Origin of the sequence: Mesorhizobium sp. CAU 1741, assembly GCF_039839275.1 — a bacterium.
Lineage (GTDB): Bacteria > Pseudomonadota > Alphaproteobacteria > Rhizobiales > Rhizobiaceae > Aerobium.
This window is the reverse complement of record NZ_JBDOQP010000002.1, coordinates 801,316-823,681: the sequence shown is the minus strand read 5'-3', so window position 1 is coordinate 823,681 and position 22,366 is coordinate 801,316. Positions and strand designations below refer to the sequence as shown.

Annotated in this window: 18 protein-coding genes; 10 read left to right on the top strand and 8 right to left on the bottom strand. The window is 65.3% G+C overall.

What is annotated here, in order from left to right:
- Position 1 precedes the first annotated feature (1 nt).
- The 10 genes from eutB (at position 2) to AAFN84_RS10710 (ending at position 13,256) form a co-directional block, all read left to right on the top strand.
- The gene (gene eutB, locus AAFN84_RS10755; RefSeq protein ID WP_347514546.1) at positions 2-991 is read left to right on the top strand and encodes a hydroxyectoine utilization dehydratase EutB; all 990 of its coding nucleotides are present in this window, start codon (positions 2-4) and stop codon (positions 989-991) included.
- On the top strand, positions 988-1,980 hold the full coding sequence (eutC, locus tag AAFN84_RS10750; RefSeq protein ID WP_347514545.1) for an ectoine utilization protein EutC: 993 nt from the start codon (positions 988-990) through the stop codon (positions 1,978-1,980). The genes eutB and eutC overlap by 4 nt, the downstream gene beginning before the upstream one ends.
- Before the next feature lie 19 nt (positions 1,981-1,999).
- Positions 2,000-3,181 (top strand): ectoine hydrolase DoeA, encoded by a 1,182-nt coding sequence (gene doeA / locus AAFN84_RS10745; protein ID WP_347514544.1) that lies wholly within the window; start codon positions 2,000-2,002, stop codon positions 3,179-3,181.
- Positions 3,182-3,186: 5 nt separating this feature from the next.
- Entirely contained in the window at positions 3,187-4,194 is a 1,008-nt protein-coding gene (gene doeB / locus AAFN84_RS10740; RefSeq protein ID WP_347514543.1) for a N(2)-acetyl-L-2,4-diaminobutanoate deacetylase DoeB, read from the top strand.
- Positions 4,195-4,268: 74 nt separating this feature from the next.
- Positions 4,269-7,583 carry a transglutaminase family protein gene (locus AAFN84_RS10735; RefSeq protein ID WP_347514542.1) on the top strand — a complete coding sequence of 1,105 codons (3,315 nt, stop codon included), beginning with the start codon at positions 4,269-4,271 and terminating at the stop codon, positions 7,581-7,583.
- 3 nt (positions 7,584-7,586) lie between these two features.
- Positions 7,587-9,989 (top strand): circularly permuted type 2 ATP-grasp protein, encoded by a 2,403-nt coding sequence (locus tag AAFN84_RS10730; RefSeq protein WP_347514541.1) that lies wholly within the window; start codon positions 7,587-7,589, stop codon positions 9,987-9,989.
- A gap of 8 nt (positions 9,990-9,997) precedes the next feature.
- Entirely contained in the window at positions 9,998-10,876 is an 879-nt protein-coding gene (locus AAFN84_RS10725; protein WP_347514540.1) for a transglutaminase family protein, read from the top strand.
- A gap of 66 nt (positions 10,877-10,942) precedes the next feature.
- Entirely contained in the window at positions 10,943-11,971 is a 1,029-nt protein-coding gene (locus tag AAFN84_RS10720; RefSeq protein ID WP_347514539.1) for a putative zinc-binding peptidase, read from the top strand.
- Positions 11,972-12,051: 80 nt separating this feature from the next.
- Complete coding sequence (locus AAFN84_RS10715; RefSeq protein WP_347514538.1) at positions 12,052-12,315, top strand: hypothetical protein; 264 nt, start codon at positions 12,052-12,054, stop codon at positions 12,313-12,315.
- Positions 12,315-13,256: a hypothetical protein gene (locus tag AAFN84_RS10710; protein ID WP_347514537.1), complete on the top strand. Its 942-nt coding sequence runs from the start codon at positions 12,315-12,317 to the stop codon at positions 13,254-13,256. Before AAFN84_RS10715 ends, AAFN84_RS10710 begins: the two co-directional genes overlap by 1 nt.
- Before the next feature lies 1 nt (position 13,257).
- Here AAFN84_RS10710 and AAFN84_RS10705 read toward each other — a convergent pair whose 3' ends face one another.
- From AAFN84_RS10705 to AAFN84_RS10670, 8 genes are read right to left on the bottom strand one after another with little or no spacing between them, the layout of a single operon-like run.
- Positions 13,258-13,983, bottom strand: coding sequence for an FkbM family methyltransferase (locus AAFN84_RS10705; RefSeq protein WP_347514536.1), 726 nt, complete (start codon positions 13,981-13,983; stop codon positions 13,258-13,260).
- Entirely contained in the window at positions 13,983-14,906 is a 924-nt protein-coding gene (locus AAFN84_RS10700) for a hypothetical protein (RefSeq protein WP_347514535.1), read from the bottom strand. The genes AAFN84_RS10705 and AAFN84_RS10700 overlap by 1 nt, the downstream gene beginning before the upstream one ends.
- Entirely contained in the window at positions 14,903-16,147 is a 1,245-nt protein-coding gene (locus AAFN84_RS10695) for an O-antigen ligase family protein (protein WP_347514534.1), read from the bottom strand. Before AAFN84_RS10695 ends, AAFN84_RS10700 begins: the two co-directional genes overlap by 4 nt.
- Positions 16,144-17,436, bottom strand: a complete 1,293-nt coding sequence (locus AAFN84_RS10690; protein WP_347514533.1) for a lipopolysaccharide biosynthesis protein — start codon at positions 17,434-17,436, stop codon at positions 16,144-16,146. Before AAFN84_RS10690 ends, AAFN84_RS10695 begins: the two co-directional genes overlap by 4 nt.
- 53 nt (positions 17,437-17,489) lie before the next feature.
- The gene (locus AAFN84_RS10685) at positions 17,490-18,443 is read right to left on the bottom strand and encodes an aldo/keto reductase (RefSeq protein ID WP_347514532.1); all 954 of its coding nucleotides are present in this window, start codon (positions 18,441-18,443) and stop codon (positions 17,490-17,492) included.
- Positions 18,440-20,014 (bottom strand): FAD-dependent oxidoreductase, encoded by a 1,575-nt coding sequence (locus tag AAFN84_RS10680; RefSeq protein ID WP_347514531.1) that lies wholly within the window; start codon positions 20,012-20,014, stop codon positions 18,440-18,442. The genes AAFN84_RS10685 and AAFN84_RS10680 overlap by 4 nt, the downstream gene beginning before the upstream one ends.
- Complete coding sequence (locus tag AAFN84_RS10675) at positions 20,011-21,315, bottom strand: glycosyltransferase family 4 protein (RefSeq protein ID WP_347514530.1); 1,305 nt, start codon at positions 21,313-21,315, stop codon at positions 20,011-20,013. Before AAFN84_RS10675 ends, AAFN84_RS10680 begins: the two co-directional genes overlap by 4 nt.
- A complete protein-coding gene (locus AAFN84_RS10670; RefSeq protein ID WP_347514529.1) occupies positions 21,278-22,348 on the bottom strand; it encodes an NAD-dependent epimerase/dehydratase family protein in 1,071 nt (356 codons plus the stop codon). Before AAFN84_RS10670 ends, AAFN84_RS10675 begins: the two co-directional genes overlap by 38 nt.
- Positions 22,349-22,366 lie beyond the last annotated feature (18 nt).

Sequence of the window (22,366 nt, the reverse complement as noted above, 5' to 3'; positions counted from 1 at the left end):
CATGACCGTCAGCTTGCAAGACATCCGTTCAGCGGCAGGGCGCATCGCCGGCAGGATCGAGCGAACGCCGATCGCGCCATCGCCGTCCTTGTCGAAACGCCTCGGGATACCTGTCCATCTCAAGCTCGAACATCGTCAGGTGACCGGCAGCTTCAAGCTGCGCGGCGCGACCAATGCGGTCGCAATGCTGGACGATGCGCAGAAAGCGCACGGCGTGGTGGCGGCGTCGACCGGCAATCATGGCCGCGCCCTGGCGTACGCCGCAAGGCTCGAAGGCCTGCGTGCGACGATCTGCATGTCGCGGCTCGTCCCACAGAACAAGCTCGACGAGATCGAACGGCTGGGCGCTGACATCCGCATCGTCGGCGAAAGCCAGGACGATGCGCAGGTCGAGGTCGAACGATTGGTCGCCGAAGAAGGCCTGGCGGCGGTGCCGCCGTTCGATCATGCCGGCGTCATCGCCGGGCAGGGCACGCTGGGGCTCGAGATCACCGAGGCGGTCCCGGACCTGCACACGGTTCTCGTGCAACTCTCCGGCGGCGGGCTGGCGGCAGGGGTTGCGGCTGCCGTCAAGGGCATCAACCCGCATGCGCGGGTCATCGGCGTGTCGATGGCGCGCGGAGCGGCGATGAAGGCCAGCCTCGATGCCGGCAGGCCGATGCTCGTACGCGAGGAACAGACGCTGGCCGATTCACTCGGCGGCGGGATCGGGCTCGACAACCACCTCACTTTCGCGATGTGCCGCGACCTGCTGGACGACGTGGTCGTGCTTTCTGAACAAGAGATCGCGGCGGGCATCGTCCACGCCTACGAGGCAGAACGGGAAATCGTCGAGGGCGCGGGTGCCGTCGGCATCGCGGCCCTTCTTGCCGGGCATGTGAAGCCGTCCGGCAGCACCGTCGTCATCCTGTCCGGCCGCAACATCGACATGGACTTGCACCGCCGAATCGTCTGCGGCGAAAATCCGATGGCCGAGGAGCGTGCAGCATGAGCCGCATGACCATCCTGACCGAAGCCGAACTGCGCCGGATCGTTCCGCTCGATCTCGAGGCCGTGGCATGCGTCGAGAACGCCTTTCGCGCCCTCGCAACCGAAAAGGTCGCGATGCCGCCGATCCTGCGGCTCGACATTCCCGAACATCGTGGCGAGGTTGACGTCAAGACGGCCTATGTGCCCGGCGTCGACGGTTTCGCGATCAAGATCAGCCCGGGCTTCTTCGACAATCCGAAGATCGGCTTGCCAAGCGTCAACGGCATGATGGTGCTCCTGTCGGCGAAGACCGGCCTCGTGGAGGCCCTGCTGCTCGACAACGGCTATCTAACCGACGTGCGCACGGCAGCCGCCGGCGCGGTCGCGGCAAAGTACCTTTCGCGCCGCGACTCTTCCGTCGCCGCCATCTTCGGCGCCGGCGTGCAGGCCGGCTTGCAGCTCAAGGCGCTGGCGCTTGTCCGCCCGATCGAAGAGGCGCGGATATGGGCCCGCGACGCCGCAAAGGCGGAGACGCTCGCACGCTCGGTGCGCGAAGATTTGGGCATAGTCGTGCACGTGCAAACCGACCCCGAGAAGGCGATCGCGGGCGCCGACGTGATCGTCACCACCACGCCGAGCGAAACGCCCTTGTTCAAGGCGGAATGGGTTTCCCCGGGGCAGCACGTCACCGCCATGGGTTCGGATGCCGAGCACAAGAACGAGCTCGATCCGGCGCTGGTGAAGCGGGCCCAACTCTACGTCGCCGACAGCCTCAGGCAGACGCGGCTGTTGGGCGAGCTGCACCATGCCATCAAGGCGCGCCTGGTGAGGCCCGACGATGAATTTCCCGAGCTCGGCCAGATCGTGGCCGAACTCATCCCCGGCCGCGTCACGCCGACCAGCATCAGCGTCTGCGACCTGACCGGCACTGGCGTCCAGGACACGGCAATTGCCACGCTTGCCCGCGACCGGGCGGCGACGGCGCGGGCAGGCACGATTTTCGAAAGCTGATACGAGGAAACACCCATCAATGAACGCGCCCGTTCTCAGGTTCTCGCGTGAGGAATACGCCCAGCGGCTGGCGAAGACGCGCCGCGCAATGGAACAGCGCGGCGTTGACGTGCTGATTGTCAGCGACCCGTCGAACATGGCGTGGCTGACCGGCTACGATGGATGGTCGTTCTACGTGCATCAGGCGGTCATCGTGCCGCCGCAAGGCGAGCCGATCTGGTACGGGCGCGGCCAGGATGCAAACGGGGCAAAGCGCACCGCCTATCTCGCGCACGAAAACATCGTCGGCTACGCCGATCATTACGTGCAGTCCACCGAACGCCACCCGATGGACTATCTGGCGCATGTGTTGCGCGATCGCCGGCTCGACGGCCTCGTGGTCGGGGTCGAGATGGACAATTACTGGTTCTCCGCCGCCGCCTTCGCCGCCTTGCAGAAGGGCCTGCCCAACGCGCGTTTCGTCGACGCAACGGCGCTGGTCAACTGGCAGCGTGCCGTGAAGAGCCCGACCGAGATCGGCTACATGCGCAACGCGGCCCGCATCGTGGAGGCCATGCACGCGCGCATCGTCGACAGGATCGAGGTCGGCATGCGCAAATGCGATCTCGTGGCGGAGATCTACGATGCCGGCATTCGCGGCGTCGACGATTTCGGCGGTGATTATCCGGCGATTGTGCCGCTGCTGCCGTCGGGCGTGGACGCCTCTGCGCCGCACCTGACATGGGACGACAAGCCTATGAAGGCCGGCGAGGGCACCTTCTTCGAGATCGCCGGCTGTTATCATCGCTACCACTGCCCGCTGTCGCGCACGGTGTTCCTCGGGAGGCCGACGCAGGCGTTCCTCGACGCGGAGAAAGCCACGCTGGAGGGCATGGAGGCGGGGCTGGAAGCCGCGCGCCCCGGCAATACCTGCGAGGATATCGCCAACGCATTCTTCGCCGTGCTGAAGAAGTATGGCATCGTCAAGGACAACCGCACCGGCTATCCGATCGGCCTGTCCTATCCGCCGGACTGGGGCGAGCGGACCATGAGCCTGCGCCCCGGCGACCGCACGGTGCTGGAGCCTGGCATGACCTTCCACTTCATGACCGGCCTCTGGCTCGAGGATATGGGCCTCGAGATCACGGAATCGATCCTCATCACCGACACCGGCGTGGAATGCCTCGCCAATGTCCCGCGGCAGCTCTTCGTCAAGGACTGAGCACCATGCTCGACCAGCATCTTCGGCCTTCGCCCGTCGTGCCCACCATCGATCTCGATGCCGAGGGCGTGCAGCACGGGTTCCTGCGCCTGCCTTACAGCCGAGACGATTCCGCCTGGGGCTCCGTGATGGTGCCGATTGCCGTCATCCGCAACGGGCGCGGCTCCACCGCGCTGCTTTCCGGTGGCAATCATGGCGACGAGTATGAGGGCCCCCTTGCGCTTTACGAGCTCGCGCGCACGTTGAAGCCGGAAGACATCGCCGGCACCGTGATCATCCTGCCGGCGCTCAACTATCCGGCGTTCCGCGCCGGCACCCGCACCTCGCCCATCGACAAGGGCAATCTCAATCGGCTGTTTCCGGGCAGACCCGATGGCACGGTGACCGAAAAGATAGCCGACTACGTGATGCGCCATCTGCTGCCGCGCGCGGATATCGTGCTCGATTTCCACTCCGGCGGGCGCACGCTCGACTTCGTCCCGTTCTGCGCGGCCCATATCCTCAGCGACAAGGAGCAGGAAGCGCGGGCATTCGCGGCCGTCGAGGCGTTCTCGGCGCCCTATTCGGTGAAGATGCTGGAGATCGACGCTGTCGGCATGCTCGATACCGCCGCCGAGGACATGGGCAAGACGTTCGTCACCACGGAGCTCGGCGGGGGTGGCACGTCTCGCGCACGCACGGTGCGTATCGCCCGCAAGGGCATCGCCAACCTGCTGCGCCATTCCGGGATTCTCGACGGCGAGATCGAGCAGACCCGGACATCGTGGCTCGACATGCCTTCAGACGATTGTTTTTCCTTCGCTGAGGATGACGGCATGATCGAAACCATGATTGACCTCGGAGACCCTGTCGAAGACGGCATGGTGATCGCCCGCATACATGGCACCGGTCGCACGGGCACCGCACCTCAGGAAATCCGCGCCAGGATGGACGGCATACTGGCGGCACGCCATTTTCCCGGTCTGGTCAAGGCCGGGGACTGCGCCGCGGTGATTGCGGTCAAGGTGGACTGAACGACGATTGCTATGGTGCGCTGCAGCGTTTTGTGAAACCCTGTCATGGAACAACGGGATCAATTCACCTACGCATGTCCATCAAGGCCAGCATCCATCACCTGACGCATTACAGCTATGACCGGCCGGTGACGCTCGGCCCTCAGATCATTCGTCTGAGGCCGGCGCCGCACAGCCGCACGCGCGTCATCTCGCATTCGCTCAAGGTCTCGCCGGCAAACCATTTCGTCAACCATCAGCAGGATGCGTACGGCAACTGGATGGCGCGTTTCGTGTTCCCGGACCCGGTGCGCGAATTGAAGATCGAGGTCGATCTGGTCGCTGACATGACGGTGTACAATCCCTTCGACTTCTTCGTCGAGGAAGAGGCCGAGCATTGGCCGTTCACCTACCCCGAGGACATTCGCCCGGACCTGTCGATCTATCTCCAGCCAGAGCCGGCCGGGCCGCATCTGGACGCTTTCCTTGCAACGATCCCGCGCGAGCGCACCCGCACGGTCGATTTCCTGGTCGGGCTCAATGCCCGCGTGGCGCAGGAAGTGGGCTATGTCATTCGCATGGAGCCCGGTGTCCAGACGCCAGAGGAAACGTTCTCACGCGGCACCGGCTCTTGCCGCGATTCGAGCTGGCTTCTGGTGCAGGCGCTGCGCCATCTCGGCATCGCCGCGCGTTTCGTGTCCGGATACCTGATCCAGCTCAAGCCCGACATCAAGGCGATAGACGGCCCGGCGGGCACCGACCATGATTTCACCGACCTGCACGCCTGGGCGGAAGCCTATGTGCCCGGAGCCGGCTGGATCGGCCTCGACCCGACCTCGGGCCTGCTGACCGGCGAGAGCCATATTCCGCTGGCGGCGACGCCGCATTTTCGCAACGCCGCGCCGATCACCGGCATGGCGAGCTATGCAGAGGTCGATTTCGCCTTCGACATGAAGGTGCACAGGGTTGCCGAGCATCCGCGGATCACAAGGCCGTTCTCCGACGAGGCGTGGGACGAACTCGATGCGCTGGGTCGACAGGTCGACCAGCGGTTGCAGGAGGGCGACGTCCGCCTGACCATGGGCGGCGAACCGACCTTCGTATCGATAGACGACTTCGAATCCGCCGAGTGGAACACCGATGCGGTCGGACCGCAGAAGCGCGAACTGGCCGATACGCTGATCCGCCGCTTGCGCGACCGTTTCGCTCCCGGCGGCTTCCTGCATTACGGCCAGGGCAAGTGGTATCCCGGCGAGAGCCTGCCACGCTGGACGTTTTCGCTCTACTGGCGTCGCGACGGCAAGCCGATCTGGCAGGACGCGTCGCTGATAGCGGAGGAAGGCCAGGACACCGGCGCCGGGCCGAAGGAAGCGGAGACGCTGCTGCAGGCCATCGCGGGCGAACTGGCCCTCGATGCGGGGTTCGTCGTGCCCGCGTTCGAAGACACCGCCGAGTGGGTGATCAAGGAAGGCAACCTTCCCGAAAACGTCACGCCTGAAAACTCCAAGCTCAAGGACCCGGAGGAACGCGCGCGCCTGGCGCGGGTGTTCGAGCGCGGGCTGACCGAGCCCAGCGGCTACGTCCTGCCGATCCAGCGCTGGCAGGCGAAAGCAGCCGGCGGCGGTTGGCAGTCCGAAGCCTGGAAGCTTCGTCGCGGGCGGCTGTTCCTGGTTCCCGGTGACAGTCCGGTCGGCTTCCGCCTGCCGCTTGGCGCATTGCCCTACGTGCCGCCATCGCAATATCCGTATGTGCACCCGGCCGACCCGACCGAAATGCGCGGCGCGCTTCCGGACGTCGAACGCCCGCATCCGCCTCAGGCAGTGGCAAGTTTCACCGAGGCGGCCCCCACCCAGACGCTCGTCCAGCAGGAGCTGTCCGACGCGGACGGCGCCGTGCGCACCGCCATGTCGGTCGAGCCGCGTGACGGAAGACTGTGTGTCTTCATGCCGCCGGTGGAGCGGGTCGAGGACTATCTGGAACTCGTGGCGGCGGCGGAAGCCGCCGCGCGTAAGCAGGGACTTACGGTTCATATCGAGGGTTACGCGCCTCCGCACGATCCGAGGCTCAACGTCATTCGCGTCGCGCCGGACCCGGGCGTCATCGAGGTCAATATCCATCCCGCCGCGAACTGGGACGAGTGCGTCGCCACGACCGAGGCGATCTACGAAGAGGCGCGGCTGTGTCGGCTCGGCGCAGACAAGTTCATGATCGACGGTCGCCACACCGGCACGGGTGGTGGAAATCACGTCGTGGTCGGCGGCGCGACGCCACTCGACAGTCCGTTCCTGCGCCGGCCGGACCTGCTGCGCAGCCTGGTGCTCTTTTGGCAGCGCCATCCGAGCCTGTCCTATCTCTTTTCGGGCCTTTTCATCGGGCCGACCAGCCAGGCGCCGCGGATCGACGAAGCGCGTCACGATGGCCTTTACGAACTTGAAATCGCCATGTCGCAGGTGCCTGATCCCGGCAAGGGCGACCAGCCGTTGCCATGGCTCGTCGACAGGTTGTTCCGCAACCTGCTGATCGACGTCACCGGCAACACCCATCGCGCCGAGATTTGCATCGACAAGCTCTATTCGCCGGATGGGCCCACCGGGCGGCTCGGCCTGATCGAGTTCCGTGGCTTCGAGATGCCGCCGCATCCGCGCATGAGCCTCGCCCAGCAGGTCCTCATCCGCGCCATCATCGCGCGGCTGTGGGACGCCCCCGTTTCAGGGCCGCTCACCCGCTGGGGCACGGCACTTCATGACCGCTTCATGCTGCCGCATTTCATCTGGCGCGACTTCCTCGACGTCCTCGCCGATCTCTCGGCGCATGGGTTCACGTTGCGCCCGGAGTGGTTCGAAGCACAGACCGAGTTTCGCTTCCCGTTCTGCGGCGAGGTCGAATTCGACGGCGTCCGTCTCGAGATCCGCCAGGCTCTCGAGCCGTGGCATGTTCTGGGCGAGACGGGGGCGATCGGCGGCACGGTGCGCTACACGGATTCTTCCGTCGAACGGCTTCAGGCACGGCTGACGGCGGCGAGCGACCCGGAGCGCTACCTTGTCGCGTGCAACCGCCGCACGCTGCCGATGCAGAAGGTCGGCAATGGCCAAAGCGTCGCCGGCGTCCGCTTCAAGGCATGGCAGCCGGCACTGGCGCTGCATCCGGTTCTGCCGGTCGATGCACCGCTCACCTTCGATGTTTTCGACACCTGGAGCGGCCGGTCGATCGGCGGCTGTGTGTACCACGTCGCGCATCCCGGCGGCCGCAGCTACGAGACCTTTCCCGTCAATGGCAATGAGGCGGAGGCGCGGCGGCTGGCGCGCTTCGAGGCGAACGGCCATACAGCCGGCGCCTATCGGCCCTTGCCGGAAACGCCGCATCCGGAGTTTCCAATGACGCTGGACCTTCGTCGCCCGGCAGGGCTCTGAGACATGGCGATCAAGCCGCTGGCAAATGGCGATCATCTGGCGGGCGATCCGTTGGCGGGATATCGGCCACGCCCCGGTGTGCCCGATGAACTGATGGACGCGAGCGGCCGCGTTCGGCCTGCGTGGCGGCGGTTCATCGATCATTTCTCCTCGCTTGGCGCGGAAGACATCGCCCAGCGCTTCGCCCGCGGCGACGAATATCTGCGGGACGCGGGCGTCTTCTTTCGCCAATACGGCGACACCGATTCACCGGAGCGCGACTGGCCGCTGAGCCATGTCCCCGTGCTGATCCACGAGGATGAATGGCGCGCCATCGCCGCTGGGCTGGTCCAGCGTGCCGATCTTCTCGAAATGGTGGTGTCGGATCTCTATGGCCCGCAACGGCTTGTCGCCGGGGGGCACCTGCCTGGCAGCCTGATCGCGGCAAGCCCGGAGTGGCTGCGGCCGATGGTCGGCATTGCGCCCCGCTCGGGTCACTTCCTCAATTTTCTGTCGTTCGAACTGGGTCGAGGCCCGGATGGACGCTGGTGGGTGCTCGCCGACCGCGCCCAGGCTCCGTCTGGCGCTGGTTTTGCTCTTGAGAACCGGGTGGCGACGGCGCGGGTCTTTTCCGATCTTTATGCCGAAGCGAATGTCCACCGTCTCGCCGGCTTCTTTCGCGCGTTTCGCGATACCCTAGCCTCGCTGGGCGGTGAAGGGGAGGGACGTGCGGCGATTCTCACGCCCGGCCCGATGAACGACACCTACTACGAGCATGCCTATATCGCCCGCTATCTCGGCATGATGCTGCTTGAGGGCGAGGACCTGATGGTCGAGGATGGCCGGGTAATGGTCCGCACCGTATCGGGGCCCCAGCCGGTGAACGTCCTGTGGCGCAGGCTCGACTCCGCCTGGGCCGATCCGATCGAACTGAACGGAGCGTCGTCGATTGGCGCGGCTGGCCTCGTGGAAGCGGTACGGCGCGGCAATGTCGCGATCGTCAATGCGCTCGGCACCGGAATCCTGGAGACCCGTGCGCTGATGGCGTTCCTGCCGCGCATCAGCCAGACCTTGAACGGCGAAAAACTGGCGATTCCCAACGTCGCGACCTGGTGGTGCGGGGAACCCGGCGCCTGCGAACACGTGCTCGCCAATGCAAAGGCGATGACGATTGGCGCGGCGTTGTCGACGCGGCCATCCTTCGAGACGATCGGCGAGGAAACCTCAGGCTGGGCGCGCGCAACGCCCGAGGACTCGATCGCGGATCGGTTGCGCCTCGACGGCCACCTTCTCGTCGGCCAGGAAGCGGTGACGCTGTCGACCACGCCGGCTTACGCCGAGGGCCGCTTGGAGCCCCGCGCCACCACGTTACGCGTGTTTCTGGCGCGCTCGCGAGACGGCTGGCGGGTCATGCCCGGCGGCTATGCGCGCATCGGGCGCAGCGATGAGCCCTCGGCATTGGCGATGCAGCGCGGCGGCGCGGTCGCAGACGTCTGGATCGTCAGTGACCGCAGCGTCGACTCGGTCACGATGCTACCGGCGGCAAGCGCGCCGTACATCCGCCCTGACCCCGGCACGCTTCCAAGCCGTGCAGCCGACAATCTGTTCTGGCTGGGCCGCTATGTCGAACGTGCCGAAGAAACGATGCGTTTTCTGCGTGCATGGCACGGCAGGCTTGCCGAGACGGGCCATCCCGACACGCCGCTTCTCGCCTTCGCCGCAGAGCATCTCAAGGCACAAGGCGTCGATGTCGAGCAGCCGGTGCCGGCTGCCCTCCAGCGTATGCTGAAATCCGCGATCATCGCCGCCGGCAAGGTGCGCGACCGATTCTCGATCGATGGGTGGATGGCGCTGAACGATCTTGCCCGAACCACCGCGCGCATGTCCGCGACTGTCGAGCCAGGCGAAGATGCCGCGCGCGCGATGAGCGTGTTGCTGCGCAAGATCACCGGCTTTTCCGGTCTCGTCCACGAAAACATGTACCGCTTCACCGGCTGGCGCTTCCTCACGGTGGGCCGGTCTCTGGAGCGTGCTTATGCCATGGCATCGCTTCTTGCCGATTTCGCGGACGCAACCGCGCCCGACGGGGCACTGGACTTCGTTGTCGAAGTCGGTGACAGCGCCATGTCGCACCGCCGCCGGTTCGCGGTCTCGACCACGCGCGAAACGGTGATCGACCTGCTCGCGCTCGATACGATGAATCCGCGTTCGATCCTCTATCATCTGGGCGAGATGCACGAACAGATCGACGTCCTGCCGGACCGGTCCAGCCCCGGCCGCGCGTCTCCGCTCGCACGCGCGATCCTGCAGCTTCACGCCGGATTGGCCGTGCGCACGCCTGAAGAGGTGGCGAGCAGCGACCTCGCCGAATGCGGCCATGACATCGCGCATCTCTCCGATCTCATCTCAGACGCGTATCTGCGGTAGGCGGGGCCATGCTCTACGAAGTGAGAATGAAGACCACCTATGAGTATGCTCGCTCTGCTGCGGGCGGACGACATCTGCTGCGGCTGATGCCATCCGAAATCTCGTCCGTCCAACGCATGGTGGCAGGCGTGCTCGAGATCAGCCCTCAGCCGCGCGAGCGGTATGACAATGTCGATTTCTTCGGCAACCGCACCACCGGTGTGGTCTTCGCGGAGGCGCATGACCAGATCGAGTTCGTCGTCCGTGCAAGGGTCGAGCGCAAGGCGCCGCCAGCGCCCGTGGACGTGTCGCCGCCGCTCGATGCACTGAGGACGCAGGTCGAAAGCTACCGGTCGCTGGGTGCGGATGCGCCGCACCATTTCCTCGCGCCGTCGCCACTTGTGTCGCCAAGCCCGGCGATTGGCGCCTATGCGCGCGGCATCGTCGCCGGTCGCGGGTCGGTTCTCGACAGTGTCGATGCGATCAATTGCGCCATCCATGCCGATATGCGCTATGATCCGGAGGCAACGACCGTCGAGACCCACATGGACGAGGCGTTCGCGGCGCGTCATGGCGTATGCCAGGATTTTTCGCACATCATGATCGCCTGCCTGCGGGAGGTCGGCATCCCAGCGCTTTACGTAAGTGGATTCTTACGAACGAAGCCGCCTGAGGGACGCCCGAGGCTTGAAGGCGCGGACGCGATGCATGCCTGGGTCGGTGCCTGGTGTGGGACCGAATTGGGCTGGATCGAATTTGATCCCACCAACGACATGCGTGTTTCGAGCGATCATATCGTCGTGGCGAGGGGCCGCGACTACTCCGATGTCGCGCCAGTCAAGGGCGTGCTGTGGACTGCAGGCTCGCAAACAACCCGTCAGGCCGTCGACGTCATCCCGCTCGACTGACGAGACGCGTTGCAACAAAGCGGCTCGCGGGCCGTTCTAACCTGTTGCGAAACAACCGGTGGTGCGATGAAAGTCTTCGAGTGCGGGAACTGCGGCAACGCCGCCTATTTTGACAATACTGTCTGCGTACATTGCGGCATGCGGCTTGGCTATGACCCGGAGCAGGCGCGCATGCTGGCGCTTGCGCCGGGCAGTGACGGTTGGCGGCTTTGCGCCAACGCGGCGCACGACGCGTGCAACTGGCTGGTGCCGGTGCACGAGGACGCCGAGTTCTGCGCAGCATGCCGGCACAATCGCACCGTGCCAGACCTGTCCATGCCGGACGCGGCAGAAAACTGGCGCAGGATCGAAGCGGCAAAGCGGCACCTGTTCTATTCGCTGATGCGCTGGCGGCTGCCGATGCCCGACCGCAACCAGGATCCGGATGAAGGGCTGGCTTTCGACTTCCTCGCCGACAACCAGATGCCCGATGGCACGGTGGAGACGGTGCTCACCGGTCATGAGAACGGGCTGATCACCATCAATGTGGCGGAAGGCGACGATGCGGAGCGCGAACGCCGCCGCGCGCAGATGGGCGAGCCCTATCGCACCTTGCTCGGTCACTTCCGCCACGAGATCGGCCATTATTATTGGGACCGGCTTGTCCGCGATCGCGGCAATCTCGATGCCTTCCGTGATCTTTTCGGCGACGACCGCGAGGATTACGCGGCTTCGTTGCAGCGCCACTACGAAAACGGTCCGCCAGCCGGCTGGCAGCTTTCCTATATCAGCGCCTATGCGACGACCCACCCCTGGGAAGACTTTGCCGAGACCTGGGCCCACTATCTCCATATCGTCGATACGCTGGAGACCGCCGCAGCCTTCGGCATGACGGTCACGCACCCGGATGGGCTCGAAGCCAGTGACATATTCGACCCTTACCGTACACGCGACGTGTCGCGGCTGCTGTCGGCATGGGTGCCCATGACCGTTGCGATCAACGCCGTCAATCGCAGCATGGGTCAGCCCGATTTGTATCCCTTTGTGCTGTCTGATCCGATCGCCCGCAAGCTGCAATTCGTCTGCGACATGGTACTGGGACAGTCGCATCGCTGAGCCGTTCTGTACGGTTTATCCCCGGGGCTCAGGGCGCCCGTAGACTGTGCTGCATCACCACCTCTTCAAAGGAGCGTCAGATGCAGGACAGATACGAGACTTTCTCCACCGGGCTGGAATCCCCGGTTACCCATGGCTTCGAGATCACGCCGGATGATGTCGGCGAATTGCCCGAACTGGTCCGTGCGCTTTATGTCGGGTCGGCGGGTGCCGTCGCGCTGGTGCTCTCTTCGGGTGCGTCAGTGACCCTGTCCGGCGTCGCCGGCGGTACTGTTTTGCCGTTGCGCGCCGCCAAGGTGCTTGCAACCGGGACGACGGCAACCGGCATCGTAGGGCTGGTTTGATGCTCGGTGTCGATCTCGCGACACGGCCGTCAGCCGCGCTTGGCTGGTGGCCCGCCGATGCGACGTCAGCCGCTGATTTCGTAACGGGCCGCTATATGCGCGGTGGCGCCCACGTCGCCGGTGGCGCTGCTTTTGCCTATTCACGCACCGGCGCTGGATGGGCGACCGACAGCGCCGGCGCGGTGCACGCCTTCGGCGATGGCGACATGCGCCTCGTCGACCGGGGCCTGTGTCTCGAGCAGGCGCGCACGCGGTTATCATTCGCGCCGTTGGCCATCGGTGCTTCGCCCTGGACGGCCATGGGCGCGACCGTGCTAGCCGTGCTTGGTGCCGACGGCGCGTTCCCGAGCCCATGCAGGATCGGTAGTGACGGCACGCTGTTTGCGCGACGCAATTCCGGCCCGATGGAGCTTGCGACCGGGCAGACGGTGCGCATCAAGGTCCGGTACCGCGCCGGCACCTCCGGTCAATTCGGCATTTACATGCAGACCGGCGGGACCGCATCGCTTTTCCAGGGACCGGTGGGCAATCTTGTCGCGACCACCACATCGGCCGGCGGCTGGGCGGACGCGACGAACACCGACCTCGGTGATGGACTCCATGAAGTCGAGGCCGACTTCATCGCGGGCGCGAGCGAAACGAACTGGATGCTGGGCGTCTCGCCACGCTCGGACACCTTCGGCCAATATGTCGACGTACTGGGAGCGATGGTTGCCGACGGTGGCGGGACGACCGAATGGATATTTGGCGACCCAGGGGCGGCCGTCACGCGCGAGGCGGACCAGCTCGAGATCCACCTGCCAGCAGGCACTCATGATCTCACCCTCGGCTTCGACGATGCCGCAGACCAGGCAATGGAAGGCCTGTCCGGCGACGTGTCGCTCGATCCTGCGGCGCTTGGCGGCCGCTTCCTTCGGTCCTGCGTCGCGCGAGCGGCGTAGGTCAGTTCCAGGCCGGCATCCGCTCGAACAGCATGTCGGCCTGAATCGCCGTTCCCTTTGGGCCGGACTTGAGGTTGTATATATCGGCGAGGCGGAAACGATGCAGCCGCAGGAACGCGACGACCTCGTCCGCGAGCGGCTGACCCTGATAAAGCGCAACGAACGAAACCTCGACCTGGACGAAGTCGGCCTCCGCCAGCGTGTCGCGCAACCCACGCAGTGCACAGAGCTCGTATCCCTGAACGTCTAGCTTGATCATCAATGGGCGCTCGAAATCCGTGTCGCGCAACACGTCGTCACCGCGTGCCATCGCAATCGTGCGTCTCGCGATCAACGCGGTTCCCGGGAAAATCCGCTCCTGCAGCGGTGTGATCGGCAGCATCGAGGAGCTGTCGGCGCGGGCCGAGATGTTGATGGTCGCCGATCCCGTGTCTTCGCCCAGGGCCAGACGATGCAATGTCAGCGCGCGATCACCGTCGAAAAAGGAAGCGAGGCGCGCGGCCTCCTCATCAATAGGCTCGAAAGCATGGATTATGGCCTCCGGGAACAGGGCCCGCGCCAGCAGCGCGAACTGGCCCTTGTTGGCGCCGACGTCGATGATCGACGCGATGCTCAGCCGGCGCAGTGCCTGCTCATGTTCGATCGCCGCCGCGATGCCGTGGCGCAGGCCCTTGCGATACAAGGGATGCCGCAGCAACCGAAGGAACTTCGTCACCCGGTCGAGCATCACCGTGCTCGCGTCCGAAGCACTCGCCGCTTGATCGCACCGGCCCGGTGATTGAAGCGGAGCACGGAGGCTTCCCAGCAGCGCGGGATCGCGTCCAGCGCCTGAAAATCGACGGCAACCTCGTCGGGAAGCTGGAACGTCCTGTCGCACGGCAAGATCGGCTTCACCAGAAGGTCATACGGGTTGAACCTTCCGCCATGCGAACCCGACCCACCGGAAACACCGCGATTGCCGACCAGCGTCGCTGGTGGAAACAGCGAGAGACCGCCTTCGCTGAACATCGCGAAATACCAGCGCACGAACCAACTGCTGATCTGGCCGTCACGTGCCATCTTCAGCATCGTCGCGTAGTCCGAAATGCCATTTGCCGAGAACGCCTGGCGGAAGGCCGGCGAGGCGAGCAGAGCGTCCGGAACGGGCTTCTGCGGATCGAACCGGCACCAGGCGCGATCCCAGGTTGCCCAGCCCCAGGGCTGTGCGAAGGGCAGGAAGAAGGCACGGTCGCGATGGCTAAGCGCCGGCACGTCATGGACGTAGCCGGATACGCTCCACACGCGCGGTTCGCTCGCATATCTGTCAAGCGCTGCATTGAAGTAGTCGAGCGCCGCTGGTGAAAGGATCAGGTCGTCTTCGAGCACGATGGCACGGCCATATCGTGCGGTGACAGCACTCACCCCATCGCAGATGGACTGCTTCAGGCCCTTGTTCTGTTCGGCCAGGACGAGTTCGACGCGACCGCGCGGTAGCTCTGCAAGGATCGCTCGAACTGCCTGGACCGCGCCCCGGTCCTGGTCGCCACGCGGTCCGTCGGAGAAGATCACGAGGGGGGCATCATCGATGCCGCGACAGCGAAAGAGCGAGCCCAGCATCGCTTTCAGGTGAGCGGGTCGGTTGTAGCCGAATATGGCGATCGGCGCGCTCACGAGAACACCGTGCGCGGCAATCCGGACACAGGCGGCACGGCAGCCCGCCGCATGCCGCTCCATGAAGCGGCGATGCCGGTGAGCAGGAAAAGCGGCTTGGCCATGAACAACGAATAGCTGAATTGCATGTGAACCAGGCAGGCGACGAGAAGCCCGCTCAGCAGGAGCCGAGCCGCCGGACCGGGAAAGCGGGACAGGAACCACGCCAGCGTCGCAAGGTGGATCGACAGCAGCGCGAGCCCGACAGCACCCGATTCCGCCGCGACCTCGACGAAGATGTTGTGCGGATAGTCGCGTCCTGTCAGGACGGAATATCCGCCGAGCCCCACGCCCAGCAGCGGATGGTCTGCCCACAGTGTCAGCCCCATCGAAAGCTGCTCCATCCGCACCACTCCGGAGACATCAGCGGCCATGATTCCCGACTGGTGAAAATTGACCAGCAGCCGGGCGAGGCCGGCGCGAAACGGCTCAGCGCCGCCGACAAGCGGCATCATCGGCACCGCAGCGGCAACCACCAGGATCACGAGGGCGGCTGCCAGCCAAGCCCGGATTTGTCGGGCGCCGAGCCAACCGATCATCATCAATCCGGCGGCGAGCGCGACAAAGATGCCGCGCGTGCCGCTGACGATGCTCGCGTGCAGGCATATGAGCGTTGCCACGCACGAGATCATGAAAAGGGCCGGCCGTGCTTGAGAGAGCGCGGCCACCATCGCAAGAAAACCCGCCGTCAGCACCAGAGGAAATGGCTGCGCCGTCCCGACAGCCGTGGCACCGTCGATCTGCAACCGCAGCGTGGCAGAACCGACGGATCCCAGCAGGAAAACGCCGGCAAAGGCGGCGCCAAAGATCATCATGCCTCCGGCGATCTCGACAGCCATGCGACCGGGCGGGACGGCGAGCGCGCATAGCCGGCCAAGCAGGAACATGGAACCCGCCGCCAGACCCAATCGGAGCAGGCCGGCGAACGCTTCCGGCGGCGATGGCGCATAGGCCGCCGAGCAGCAATGAACAGCGAGAAACAGCGCAAAGGTGATGTCGAGCGAGGACGGCACCAGGCGCCCCAGCGCATGACGTGCCTTCCAGACCGCGATCGTCAGGGCTATGATCGTATAGATTGGCGTCATTCCCGGGTATCCGGAGAGCACGCTGGCTTGATAGGTGAACAGCGCGCCGGCGACCAACACGCCCGGCCAGCGCGCGCCGCAGATCAGCATCGTGGCAACCAGCAGCGACGCGATCATCGAACCCCTCCCGGGAAGCGGCAACGGTCCCGTCTCACGCGCGATCTGGAGGCCGCGACCGAAAGGCAGCAGAAAATCTCTGAGACTAGGATGGCGCCGGCGAGCACGCCCATCGGATCGCCCGGTGTGATCAACGGCATGGTCACAACGCAGAGGCAGGTGCACAGATAGACGGAGCCGAACCCGCCTTGGCGGTTCTGCGCGATCAGCGGCGCGGCTTCGGCCATCCAGACAGCATTGGCGATGACGGCAGCGCCAAGCAGGGCGAACAGCGACGTCGAGGCCTTCAGTGCGCCGCCCGATAGCGCGGCAAGAATTTGCGGGCCAAAGCCCGCCAGCAAGAGTGCGAACGGGATGGTGGCCGCAAGGGCAATCAGCATGTTGAGCCGGTTGAGCCGGCTGATCGTCGCGACGTCGCCGCGCGCCTGCGACAGTGTCAGCTCCGGCAGGCTGGCGCGCGTGAACAGTCCGGCAAATTGCAACGGCGCGCGCGAAACGGTCCGCGCGCCGCCGAAGATAGCGACCGTCGCGGGGCCGGCTGCCCAGCCGAGCGTCAGCAGGGCCCCTTGCAGGACGACCGCGCCGGCCAGGGTCAACGACAAAGCCGCAAGCGATGGCCGCGTAAGCGACCGCATCGTTGCCGCGCTCACGGCCCGCAGGCCGGGTCTTGCCCAGGGTTCGACCCGATGGAGATGGATGGCAAAGCCGGTCAATGCTGCGGCGCGCAGCACCAGCAATGCCGCCATTGCCACGACGATGCCGCCCCCGCCGGCGGCGATGACGACCACCGCGATTCCTTCGACCAGCAGCACGGTCCCGGTGAAGACCACCGAGGTGGCAAATTTGCCGATCGCCCTGTAGACCGTCATCTGCATGTTGATCTGCATTACCAGCAGCCCGTAGAGTGTGACGAGCACGATGGCGCCGAAAGGCGCGCCGCTGCTTTCCACGGCGGCGGCAATTCCGATGACGATGGCTGCCGTGGCAAGGGATACTCCCGTCACCATCAGCCAGATACACTGGAAGATCTGCCGCACCGTCGCCCTGTCGCCCCGCGCCATGCCTCTGGTCATCTCTACGGTGGCGGCGGCGCCGAGGCCGAAATCCGTCAATTGCAGGTAGACGGGGACGGTCATCAGCATCAGCCAGATGCCATAGCCTTCCGCGCCCCATTCACGCGACAGCAGCGGGATCGACAGGAGCTGCACGACGAGGATTGCGGCCTTGTCGTAGGCGTTCGCGCCGACGCCCCTCATCACGCGTCCCATGGGAGCCTGCGAGGCTGCCATCGTTTGGGCGCCCTGGAGCAACTCCGATGCATCGGAAGCGCGCCGCCCGATCCTCATGGGCGTGGTGTCCCGATGGCACGCTCTTCGAGAAGCGCTGCAGCAAGCCGACGTCCCCCAAGCACGATCCGATCGTCCTGCGCAGCGGCAATATTCGCGCAGAGGCGCTGCGGGAAGCGGGAGGCCACCAGGACGATTCCGTGAGGATTGGCCGCGACCGCGGCTCCCACCATCAGCGCGGCCAGCAGGCGACGATCGCCAAGGTCGTCTCCGGTTGCCTCGCTTAACTGCTCGCGTAAGCCGCTGTCCCGCCTGATCCGGGCGCTCAAGGAATGGAACGCGCCCCTCAGCGCGCCGTGAGTGACGAGAAGGGCGTTGCCGTCATCCATGACAGGCACGGGATCGAAGACGCTCCACCCATGCTGCGCGACGTCGAACACGCGCGGAAAGGCGCCAAGAATCCTTGCCGTCTCGGCGCGGGTGGTGGCAAGCCCGATCGCACCGACCGTGCCGGCCTGCCGCAGCCTGTCCAGATGGTCCAGCAGCTCGTCGCTGATTTCGTCCAGCGTCACCATGTGCAGGAGAAGCGCGTCGAGGTGGTCCGTCTGAAGATCGCGGAGGCTGTCACGCACGCTTGCGCGTACATTGCTCAGGCTGAAGTCGCGCGTTGCAGCGCGTCGGGGCGGTAGCAAGCCGGATTGACGTATGAGCCATCGCAACGGCGCCGCCACCGCCCGAACCTGCAACATTGCACGCGGCACTTCGGGCCGCGGAATGCCGACTTTCGAAACGATTGTCACCTGGTTTCGCCGCCCTCGCAGCGCGCGCCCGAGAAGCGCTTCCGCCGTGCCCAGGCCGTATTGCGGCGCGACGTCGAAGTGCCTTGCCCCGGCATCCAGTGCGGCGTGGATGATCCGGTTGTCGTAGCGGCACGAAATCCCCTGGGTCAGATGGGCGCAACCGACGCCGATCCTCGTCGTCTCGAACGCGGCGTGGGGGAGGACAGTCATGGCCTTATCCCCGCCGCGAGCGAGTCGGCCAACCGCAGTCCCAGCGCGATGGCGGTGAATGTCGGGTTCTGGAAGCCGGACGTCGGATAGACCGCCGCGCCGGCGACATGAAGATTGTGCGTCCCAAAGACCTTCAGATTTGAATCGACGACCCCGTCCGAAGGCGCGTTTGCCATGCGGGCGCCGCCCATATGGTGATTGGCGTCATCGATCATGGCGAGAAAATCCGGGTTCCTTGCGGCCAACCGCGTGTCGATCGTCGTCGTGGCCAATCGCTGTGCTGCGAGGTAGTCGCGCACCAGTTCCGAGAACCGGGCCAATGTCTCGATCTGTGTGGGGGCCACGCGCCAGTCGACGTCGATCGTGCGCATTCCATGCCCGTCGCGGTCGTCCCTCGCCGTGATCCGGCTGTTGGCCTGCGGCGTTTGCTCGGCAGTCAGCCGCAGCGTGATGCCCTGGTCGTGAAAGGCCTTGATCCGGCTGCGCCGAAGGTACCGCATCGCCATTGGAGGAACGAAGCGGAAGCCGCTGACTGCGGATCTCAACAGCGCCATCCGCCGCCGCCGGCCCGGTCCAAGGTGGAGCGCGCCACCCGCCAGAGCCTTGATCGCCTCGATTTCGTCGTCGTATCGGCTGTGGTGGACGAAGTGGCCCGCCACGTCGAGCAACCGCATACGCTCCTGTGCCGAAGGACCAAGTCTCAGCTTCGGAAGATATTTGTGGCCTCCAATGACGGCGGCCTCGAACAAATCGGCGAAGCGGGGCGCATCGAGCGGCGTGACCGTGGCGGCAGTGCAATCGACATGATCCATGAAGCCCCGGCCAAGCCAGGCATTGCCGCTCCATGGCGCCGGGCGCCCATCCGCCAGCGGCTGAAACAGCAGGCGTACCGTCTCGACGGTTCCGCAGGCGAGCACCACATGACGGCCACCGACAAGGGAGGTGGCGCCGGTGCCGCTGGCCACCACGACGCCCTCGACGAAGCGGCCATCGGCCGACCGCAATGCGGTCGCCTGCGCGTTGAGGCAGACGCGGAGATTAGCGCATCGGACGATGTCCGGTTTGAACAGCTTGGCGAAGCGCGGCGTCGGCGTCCACCGGGTGAGGAACGGCACGACGTCGCCGGTTGCCGCTGGTGGCGCAACGTTCAGCGCCTTCCAGACGGCACTGTCTGCAAGCGTGTTTTCCATTTCCAGAAGCGAGAGCGCCGCGTCGTGATACGGCGCGATGTCATGATGGGCGATCGGCCATCCGTCAGAATCGATCCAGGGGCGTTGGCCGATGACATGCGGGTCGATCGCAACGATCTGCCCGGCCCACCGGTTGGTCGTTCCGCCAAGCGCCCGCGTACGGCCGCAATGAAGTCCCGGCAGCGGGCGACCTGAAGCGGTGGCCGTCCCGAACACCGCCTGTGATGTCTCGTCAGGCAATTCCGGGCCTGCTTCGAGCAGCGCTACCCGCACGCCACGCCGTGACAGGTTGACCGCCATGCTGAGTCCGACGGCGCCTGAGCCGACAATGACGATCTCATTGTCTTGCGGAGGAGGTCGTGAATGCAGGTCGACGATCACCGCGCGGCCGCCGTCGCCGCCTGCGTGCCGCTCGACACCATTCGATGCAGCCTGTTGGCGAGGTCGTCCAACAGCGTGTCCCGATCGAAATGCCTTGCTCGCAGAAGGCAGTTCCGCTGCCAGAGCCGCCAGTCAGTCGCATCGGTTCCGGCTTGACGTAGGATTTGAGAAAGATCGTCGAGTTCCGCCCATTCGACCAGCGCGCCGGTTCGCGCGCGCGAGACTTCCCGGCCCAGTGGTCCGGCCCGGTCGCAGATCGCAAGGATCGGGGTGCCGGCCGCGATTCCGCCGACATATTTGCTGGGAAAGAATGAAGCCCCCACCCCCGATCTCTCTGTCACCACATGGAAATCCGCCGCACGAAGTTCGCGTGCCAGTCCCGGCGCATCCAGAAACCGGCCGAAGGAAAATCGCGCATCACCGGCCGTCTCCACCCATCGGCGCACCGCTTCGGCCTCTCCGCCATCGCCGAACAGGCGAAACCGGAAGTCGATGTCGCTGTCGGCCAGAAACCGGCAGAGCCGCAGTAGGTCCTGCTTGCGCGATATGTTGCCGGCATAGAGCAGCCTGACCGGCGTGGCGGGAGGGGTTCTTGGCTCTTGCTTTTCGAGTTCGCCGCGCAGTTCGCCGTCGAGCCAGTTCGGCAGCAATACGATTTCCTGTCTGCCTCGGCTCATCGCGGCGAGCCGTTCGACCATGACAGGTGAAATGCTGCTCCACACTGGGTAGAGGTTGAAGGCGAAGCGCTCGGCCCGGGCCATGAGGCGCGACAGCAGCGGCGAGCGGACCATTCCGGTCGATCGCGCGGCATCGCTCATCACGTCCTGCACGTTCAGCCAGCACGGTGTGCCGTAGAGCAGACGGATCAGCGCCCCGACCGCAACCATGCCGAAATAGGGGCAGTAGACCATGACGCAGTCGGCCTGTCTGGCTTCGGGTACGAGCCGCAGCGCGGAAAGGAAGAGCGAAAGTTCGAAGCCCAGCCGTGGCAGCAGCGCACGCGGGTCGCGCGGGATCGCGAGCCCGTATCGCACGATCTTGACGCCGCCTTCCTCGTAGCGCCACAGGCGCATCCCGTTGCGTCCGCTCTTGTCTCGCCACTCGGGATAGAACGGGTAGGGGCAGCCGACGGTCACGTCGATGCCGCGTTGCGCAAGGCCTCGGCACAGATCCGTATAGGCAGCGCCACCGCCGCCGCGATCCGGCGCGTAATGGTTGACGAGCACCAGAAGCTTCATCGAGAGCCCGCCATTGCTGATTGCATCATGCGTCCGCCAGCCATCGCGTGCGCCCCTTGTCATGGATGTCTTCGAGAATGGCCTGGATGTCCCGGGTCAGCTTGAAGTCGGGATAGTCGATCGAGAATGCGGTGCTGTCGCTCACCCACCAGATATGGTCGCCGTGGCGTGGCCTCGGATCATAGGTCCACTCCAGACGGCTGCCGGCGATCTCCTGGCACAGATCGATCGCCTCCAGCATCGAGCAGTTGGCAAAGCGGCCGCCGCCGATATTGTAGACCCGGGCCGGGCGCGGCGCCCGCGCGTAGCACCAGATGGCCGAGACGAGATCGCGCGCATGGATGTTGTCGCGCACCTGCTTTCCCGCATGCCCGTGGATCGTGTAGCCGCGTCGCTGCACGGTGCATTTCATCAGATAGGCGAGGAAGCCATGCAACGCAGTTCCCGCATGGTTTCCCCCCGTCAAGCAACCTCCCCGGAAACACGCCGTGTTCATCCCGAACGAGCGCCCATACTCCTGCACCAGCACGTCGGCGGCCAGCTTCGACGCCCCGAACAGCGAGTGCGTCGACTGGTCGACGCTCATGGTTTCGTCGATGCCGCGCTGGAAGAACGGGTGGGCGCGGTCGAGTTCCCAGCGGGTCTCCAGTTCCACGAGCGGCAGGCGATTTGGCGTGTCGCCGTAGACCTTGTTGGTCGACAGGAAAACGAACGCAGCCCCCGCCGCGTGTCGCCGCACCGCCTCCAGCAGGTTCAGCGTGCCCTGTGCGTTGACACCAAAATCGGTGAAGGGGTCGCGTGCCGCCCAATCATGCGAGGGTTGTGCCGCTGCGTGAACGACGAGCTTCAGGTCTCCGGCGACATCGCTGATGATACGGTCCACAGTGTTGAAATCGCGAATATCCGCGCCCTCGTGACGGAAGCGCGGATGGCGGCACAGTTCCTCCACGCGCCACCGGGTCGAGGCTTCGGCGCCGAAGAAGCGGGCACGCATGTCGTTGTCGATCCCGACGACGTCCAGCCCCTGCTCCACCAGGAAATCCACGGCTTCCGACCCGACCAGGCCTCCCGCACCGGTGACGATCGCGACCCCCATTCATGCCCCCCTTGGCTC

Coding starts and splice junctions, on each gene's coding strand:
- AAFN84_RS10695 (WP_347514534.1), bottom strand. CDS start 16,147: ATGATCGCGTCGCTGCTGGTTGCCACGATGCTGATCTGCGGCGCGCGC.
- AAFN84_RS10670 (WP_347514529.1), bottom strand. CDS start 22,348: ATGGGGGTCGCGATCGTCACCGGTGCGGGAGGCCTGGTCGGGTCGGAA.
- doeB (WP_347514543.1), top strand. CDS start 3,187: ATGCTCGACCAGCATCTTCGGCCTTCGCCCGTCGTGCCCACCATCGAT.
- AAFN84_RS10710 (WP_347514537.1), top strand. CDS start 12,315: ATGCTCGGTGTCGATCTCGCGACACGGCCGTCAGCCGCGCTTGGCTGG.
- AAFN84_RS10675 (WP_347514530.1), bottom strand. CDS start 21,315: ATGACAAGGGGCGCACGCGATGGCTGGCGGACGCATGATGCAATCAGC.
- AAFN84_RS10730 (WP_347514541.1), top strand. CDS start 7,587: ATGGCGATCAAGCCGCTGGCAAATGGCGATCATCTGGCGGGCGATCCG.
- doeA (WP_347514544.1), top strand. CDS start 2,000: ATGAACGCGCCCGTTCTCAGGTTCTCGCGTGAGGAATACGCCCAGCGG.
- AAFN84_RS10720 (WP_347514539.1), top strand. CDS start 10,943: ATGAAAGTCTTCGAGTGCGGGAACTGCGGCAACGCCGCCTATTTTGAC.
- AAFN84_RS10715 (WP_347514538.1), top strand. CDS start 12,052: ATGCAGGACAGATACGAGACTTTCTCCACCGGGCTGGAATCCCCGGTT.
- AAFN84_RS10735 (WP_347514542.1), top strand. CDS start 4,269: ATGTCCATCAAGGCCAGCATCCATCACCTGACGCATTACAGCTATGAC.
- AAFN84_RS10685 (WP_347514532.1), bottom strand. CDS start 18,443: ATGACTGTCCTCCCCCACGCCGCGTTCGAGACGACGAGGATCGGCGTC.
- AAFN84_RS10725 (WP_347514540.1), top strand. CDS start 9,998: ATGCTCTACGAAGTGAGAATGAAGACCACCTATGAGTATGCTCGCTCT.
- eutB (WP_347514546.1), top strand. CDS start 2: ATGACCGTCAGCTTGCAAGACATCCGTTCAGCGGCAGGGCGCATCGCC.
- eutC (WP_347514545.1), top strand. CDS start 988: ATGAGCCGCATGACCATCCTGACCGAAGCCGAACTGCGCCGGATCGTT.
- AAFN84_RS10690 (WP_347514533.1), bottom strand. CDS start 17,436: ATGGCAGCCTCGCAGGCTCCCATGGGACGCGTGATGAGGGGCGTCGGC.
- AAFN84_RS10705 (WP_347514536.1), bottom strand. CDS start 13,983: ATGCTCGACCGGGTGACGAAGTTCCTTCGGTTGCTGCGGCATCCCTTG.